Consider the following 5,981-nt stretch of genomic DNA (forward strand, 5'->3'; position numbering starts at 1 on the left):
TTGATTTCCCAATTCCGGCCGCCATCGGACGAGAAGCCCTGGTCCCAGTGCGGGCGGGCGCTATGGACTTCGTGCCAGCGGAAGCGGACGGCGATATCCTGATCCCTGAACCGGTCGCGCCCGGTAAAGACGCCTTCATCCTTGTCGAAACTCCCGACGACCGGCGGGTCGATGACCGCCGGGTTGCGGCCGTCGACCCACCAGATCGACCATTGTCCTGTCGCGGGATCGAAAGCGCGGATGCCGAAGCCGCGATATTCGCCGCCGGGGAGGTCGAGGATATTGTCGTCGATCGTCCCGAGCCCGCCCAGCGTCAGCCAGCAGGCGCTCTTGCCGCCGAACTCAGCCCAGTCATCGCTGCCCGCCAGCCGCTCTTTCAGCCGGCGGTGCCAGACATTCCAGTTGCCGACGAGCCATTGCCAGTCCTGACGATGATCATCGCTTCCGGGAGAAAGGGCGCGGCCGCGCGCCGGTCCGCCAAAGGCGGCGGCGCTGCCGGCAAGGATCATCGTTTCGATCAACTGGCGGCGATCGAGCAAGGGCGAAACTAGGGGCACGGGACCTCCGGAAAAACGGGACGGGCAGGTGCCGGGTCTGCCCGCTGCCATCGATTTTAGGGATGCAAAGATCGGGCCTTGAGGCTAAGTCATACTTGTGGTTCGTGCCGACAAACTTCCCCCCTTGCCCTCGATCCGCGCCTTCGAGGCGGCCGCGCGGCTGGAGAGCTTTGCCAAGGCGGCGCACGAACTCGGCACCACCGCGGCGTCGGTCAGCTATCATGTCCGGCAGCTCGAACAGCAAACCGGACTGCACCTGTTCGTCCGCCACCCGCACAAGGTGGCGCTGACCGCCGCGGGCGCCGCGATTGCGCGCGAAGCGACCGCCGCATTCGCGGCTCTCCACGCCAGTTTCGTGAAGGCGCAGGACCGGGACGAGGCGCGGCTGTCGTTGACGACGCTCCCGACCTTCGGGACAAGCTGGCTGACCCCGCGGCTCGGGCTGTTCCGCGCGCTCCACCCCGAGATCGCGATCGAACTCGAATTGTCGGCCGAGCCGCAGGCGCTGGGCGCTGGCCGTTTCGACGCTGCGATCCGCCATGGTCTCGGCGACTGGCGCGGTCTGCGCAGCGTCCGATTGTTCCCGGTCCTGTTCGTGCCGCTTTGCGCGCCCGCGCTGAAGGCGGCCGCCGCCGGGCTGGAGAATCCCGACAATGCGCTCGATGTCCCGCTGCTCGGCCGGCCCGACTGGTGGGCGCTGTGGTATCGTGCACTCGGCATCGCCCCGGGCCCGCCCGCCGACCGCTTCGGGACCAGCCTTGCCGCCGAGCATATGGATATCGCCGCGGCAATCGCAGGCCACGGGATCGCGATCGGATCGCCGATCCTGTTCCGCGACGAAATCGCCGCCGGTCGGCTCGTCCCCGCGCACGATCTCGTCGCGGGCGATGGCCGCGCCTTCTGGTTCGTCTATCCGGTCGCGCGGCTGCAGAGCGCGAAGATCGCCCGCTTCCGCGAGTGGTTGTCCGACGTTGCCGCCGACGCAGTGTCGCACGCGCGCAACCTTGTCGAACGCGCGGTCATTCTCGAACCATGAGGTAGTCAAATATCGCTGTCCTACATAATCGCGCCGCGATAACGAGGCGGCGATGACCTGCCCTTGCTCAATCTTCGCCACCGGCCGCCCGGACATTCGCCGTGAAATGCGAATTGCGAGTAAAGTTACCCGGATTTCCGCCGATTTTTATGCGCCGTCGCTTCCATGCTGAGCGTCGAAACCTACGCCGCAACACCGTGGCCCGATGCGCTCGACTGGGAAGCGCGGGCAGGCGAGGCGGTTGCCGCGGCGCTCGCGCTGACGCCCTATGCCGCGCTCGCCGAGGCAGCCCCGCTCGTCGAAATTGCCGTGCGCCTGACCGGCGATGCCGAGGTTCACACGCTCAACCGCGATTTCCGGGGGAAGGACAAGCCGACGAACGTCCTCTCCTTTCCGCAAGTGCAGGCCGATCTGCTCGAAGGGCTCGCCAACAGCGACGACGGAGAAATCCTGCTCGGCGATATCGTGCTCGCACGCGAAACATGCGCGCACGAGGCTGACGAAAAGGGGATTTCGATCGTCGATCACGCGACGCACCTGATTGTTCACGGCACGCTGCATCTGGTCGGCTACGACCATATGGACGATGCATCGGCAAGCGCGATGGAAGCGCTCGAGGTGAAAGCGCTTGCATCGCTGGGCATCGCCAATCCATATGCGGAGCTCGACTAGCAGGGAAACGACACGCACATGCCCGACGACCAGGGATCTTCGAACCGATCGGAAGAGGACAGTAGCAGACCCGGACTATTGTCCGGGCTGAAGACCCTGTTGTTCGGCGGCGACAAGGAGCCGTCGCTGCGCGAACAGATCGAAGAGGTCATCGACGAGGCCGAGGAAGAGGGGCAGGAACGGCGCGGCAGCAGCGTCGTCGGCGACCTCTCGCCGATCGAGCGCAAGATGCTGCGCAATCTCCTTCATTTCGGCGAGCAGACCGTCGACGATGTCGCGGTGCCGCGCGCCGACATCATCGCGATCCCCGAAAGTGCGAGCTTTGCCGAAGTCGTCGCGTTATTCGCCGAAGCCGGGCACAGCCGCCTGCCGGTCTACCGCGAAAACCTCGACGAAGTCGTCGGCATGATCCACGTCAAGGACGTGTTCGCGGTGCTCGCCGAGGGGCGCCCGCCGCCGCCCTTGCTCGACCTCATCCGCCAGCCGCTCTACGTCCCGCAATCGATGGGGGTGCTCGACCTGCTCGCCGAAATGCGAGCGAAACGGACCCATCTTGCGATCGTCATCGACGAATATTCGGGCACCGAGGGACTGCTCACGATCGAGGATCTGGTCGAGGAGATCGTCGGCGAGATCGAGGACGAGCATGACGACGAGCCGACGGCGCTGTTTGTTCCGGGCGAAAACGGCTGCTGGGACGCCGATGCGCGCGCCGAGCTCGACGATGTCGGTGAAGCGATCGATCCCCGGCTCGCCGATGTCGAGGAAGATGTCGACACGCTCGGCGGGCTCGCGGCCGTACTCGCGGGGCATGTGCCCGAAGTCGGCGAAATCCTGCTCCACCCGAGCGGCTGGCGTATCGAGGTGACCGAGGCCGACGAGCGCCGCGTCCATCGCCTGCGGCTCCACCCGCCGGTCGAAGTCGATCTCGAAGCGCCATCGGAACGTCCCGAGGAATTCTGACGGAATTGCCTTTGTCCGCCTGAACGACTAGCGCAGGCGTGATGGACGTCTCCGACCTTCGCATCGCGCTGTTCAGCGGCAACTATAATATGACGACCGACGGCGCGAACAAGGCGCTCAACCGTCTTGTCGGCTATCTGCTGGCGCACGGCGCCGCGGTGCGCGTCTATTCGCCGACCGTCGCGAACCCCGCTTTCGAGCCGACCGGCGATCTCGTCAGCGTGCCGTCGATCGCGATTCCCGGCCGCAGCGAATATCGCATTCCCGTGTCCTTTTCGTCGCGGGTTCGCGAGGATATCGTCGATTTCGCGCCCAATATCGTCCATATCTCCAGCCCCGATCGCGTGGCGCGGCAGGCCGCCGCGTGGGCGCGGCGACGGCGGCTGCCGGTTGCCTGTTCGGTGCACACGCGCTTCGAAACCTATGTTCGCTACTATAACCTGTCGTTCCTCGAACCGGTGATGGTCGCCTGGCTGCGCAAGCTTTACCGCAAGTGTGACGCGCTGATCGCGCCATCCGAAAGCTTCGCACAGGTCCTTCGCGAACAAAGGATGAATTACGACATCGGTATCTGGACCCGAGGCGTCGAGCAGGGGATTTTCAACCCCGGTCGCCGCGACGTGGAATGGCGCCGGTCGCTCGGCATCGCCGACGGCGTGCCAGCGATTGCCTTTCTCGGCCGGCTGGTGATGGAAAAGGGGCTTGATGTCTTTGCCGACGCCATCGACGTACTCCAGCGGCGCGGAGTGCCGCACAAGGTTGTGGTTATTGGCGAAGGACCTGCCGGCGAATGGTTCGAATCGCGCCTGCCAAACGCCAATTTCGTGGGGTTCCAGGGCGGCGAAGATCTCGCCCGGGCGCTGGCCTCGTGCGACATCTTCTTCAATCCGTCGGTCACCGAAACCTTTGGCAATGTAACGTTGGAAGCGATGGCATGCGGCCTGCCCGTCGTTGCGGCGCGGGCGACGGGCAGCGCCAGCATCGTCAAGCATGGCCAGACCGGATATCTCGTGGCGCCCGGCTCGATCACGAGCTTTGCCGATCATCTCCAGCGCTATTGCCGCGATATCCAGCTCCGGGCCGAACATGGCGCGGCGGCGGTGCTCGAAAGCGGTGCCTATCAATGGGATGCGATCAACCAGGCGGTCGCCGACACCTATATTCGCCTGATCCGTCAGAAACAGCGGCGCCGGGGCTGAGCGTCCGATGGCCGCGGATCTGTTCGGCGAAGGGGCGCCCGTATCGAAGCAGGGTGACGCCGTTGGTCCTGTCCCGCTCGCCGAGCGGCTGCGCCCGCGTACTTTGGCCGATGTCGTCGGACAGGAACATCTGACGGGTCCCGAGGGCGCGATCGGCCGTATGGTCGCGGCGGGACAATTGTCGTCGATCATCCTCTGGGGCCCGCCTGGTACGGGCAAGACGACGATTGCGCGCCTGCTTGCCGAGGCGGTGGGCATGCGCTTCGCGCCGCTCTCGGCGGTCTTCTCGGGCGTCGCCGATTTGCGGCAAGCCTTCGCCGATGCCGAGAAGATGGCGGCTGCAGGCAAGCGGACCCTGTTGTTCGTTGACGAGATCCACCGCTTCAATCGCGCCCAGCAGGATGGTTTCCTGCCCTATGTCGAACGCGGCACCGTGGTGCTTGTCGGCGCGACGACCGAGAATCCCAGCTTCGCGCTGAACGCGGCGCTGCTGTCGCGCGCGCAGGTGCTGGTACTGGGCCGGCTCGGCGAGGAGGCGCTCGCGACGCTCGTCGAGCGGGCCGAGGCCGAAACCGGGCGCAGCCTGCCGGTCACCGACGACGCGAAGATGGCATTGATCGCCAGCGCCGACGGCGACGGACGCTTCCTGCTCAACCAGGTCGAAACCCTGTTCGCGGCGGCGGTACCCGAACCGCTCGATCCCGCGGAACTTGCGCAGTTCCTGCATCGCAGGATGCCGGTCTACGACAAGGATCGCGACGGGCACTACAATCTGATTTCGGCGCTGCACAAGGCGCTGCGCGGCTCGGACCCGCAGGCGGCGCTTTATTATATGGCACGTATGCTCGTTGCGGGCGAAGAGCCGCTGTATGTGCTCCGCCGGCTCGTACGCTTCGCCAGCGAGGATGTCGGGCTCGCCGATCCGCAGGCGCTCGTGCAGTGCCTTGCAGCCAAGGACGCCTACCAATTCCTCGGTTCGCCCGAGGGCGAACTCGCGATCGTCCAAGCGTGCCTCTATCTTGCGACTGCCCCCAAGTCGAACGCCGCCTATGCCGCGCAAAAGGCGTCTTTCGCTTCGGCGCGCGACACCGGGTCGCTCGCGCCGCCGGCGAATATCCTCAATGCGCCGACTAAGCTGATGAAAGACCTCGGCTATGGTGCGGGGTATGAATATGACCATGACGCGCCGGAGGGATTTTCGGGCGCCGATTACTGGCCGGAAGAAATGGGCGCCCAAGTCTATTACCGTCCGACCGATCGCGGCTTTGAAAAACGGATCGCCGAACGTATCGCCTGGTGGGACGAACAGCGCCGGGTCCGGGGTGGCGAATGACGCCGACATTCGATAGCTGGGACGATGTAGTGGCGTTCGCCTGCGCGCTTCCCGACGTCGAAATGCTGTCCTTCTATGGCACGCCGTGTCCCAAGCTCAACGGCAAGGCACTGGCATCGCCCGGCCGCGAACCGGGAAGCTTTGCCGTCATGTGCACACCCGACGAAAAGGAGATTCTGCTTGAAACCGATCCCGACACTTTCTGGCAGACCCCGCATTAT

6 protein-coding genes and 1 pseudogene are annotated in these 5,981 nt (G+C 65.2%); 6 read left to right on the forward strand and 1 reads right to left on the reverse strand.

The genetic code is table 11. The features are described 5' to 3' along the window. Window positions 1-557, reverse strand: a 557-nt coding sequence (locus tag VGD20_RS16515) for a hypothetical protein (RefSeq protein ID WP_331135489.1), incomplete at its 3' end; no start/stop codon positions are given. 124 nt (window positions 558-681) lie between these two features. Here VGD20_RS16515 and VGD20_RS16520 point away from each other — a divergent pair. The 6 genes and pseudogenes from VGD20_RS16520 to VGD20_RS16545 form a co-directional block, all read left to right on the forward strand. After that, window positions 682-1,593: a LysR substrate-binding domain-containing protein gene (locus VGD20_RS16520; RefSeq protein ID WP_331135490.1), complete on the forward strand. Its 912-nt coding sequence runs from the start codon at window positions 682-684 to the stop codon at window positions 1,591-1,593. 165 nt (window positions 1,594-1,758) lie between these two features. After that, a complete protein-coding gene (gene ybeY / locus VGD20_RS16525; RefSeq protein ID WP_331135491.1) occupies window positions 1,759-2,265 on the forward strand; it encodes an rRNA maturation RNase YbeY in 507 nt (168 codons plus the stop codon). Between the two features lie 18 nt (window positions 2,266-2,283). Further along, complete coding sequence (locus VGD20_RS16530; RefSeq protein ID WP_331135492.1) at window positions 2,284-3,228, forward strand: hemolysin family protein; 945 nt, start codon at window positions 2,284-2,286, stop codon at window positions 3,226-3,228. Window positions 3,229-3,269: 41 nt separating this feature from the next. Further along, window positions 3,270-4,427 carry a glycosyltransferase family 1 protein gene (locus VGD20_RS16535; RefSeq protein ID WP_331135493.1) on the forward strand — a complete coding sequence of 386 codons (1,158 nt, stop codon included), beginning with the start codon at window positions 3,270-3,272 and terminating at the stop codon, window positions 4,425-4,427. 7 nt (window positions 4,428-4,434) lie between these two features. Beyond that, entirely contained in the window at window positions 4,435-5,760 is a 1,326-nt protein-coding gene (locus tag VGD20_RS16540; protein ID WP_331135494.1) for a replication-associated recombination protein A, read from the forward strand. After that, a pseudogene (locus VGD20_RS16545) lies at window positions 5,757-5,981 on the forward strand (hypothetical protein); the annotation flags it as partial. The gene VGD20_RS16540 and the pseudogene VGD20_RS16545, both read left to right, overlap by 4 nt.

Source organism: Sphingopyxis sp., assembly GCF_036402335.1.
Classification (GTDB): domain Bacteria; phylum Pseudomonadota; class Alphaproteobacteria; order Sphingomonadales; family Sphingomonadaceae; genus Sphingopyxis.

Coding starts and splice junctions, on each gene's coding strand:
- ybeY (WP_331135491.1), top strand. CDS start 1,759: ATGCTGAGCGTCGAAACCTACGCCGCAACACCGTGGCCCGATGCGCTC.
- VGD20_RS16530 (WP_331135492.1), top strand. CDS start 2,284: ATGCCCGACGACCAGGGATCTTCGAACCGATCGGAAGAGGACAGTAGC.
- VGD20_RS16535 (WP_331135493.1), top strand. CDS start 3,270: ATGGACGTCTCCGACCTTCGCATCGCGCTGTTCAGCGGCAACTATAAT.
- VGD20_RS16540 (WP_331135494.1), top strand. CDS start 4,435: ATGGCCGCGGATCTGTTCGGCGAAGGGGCGCCCGTATCGAAGCAGGGT.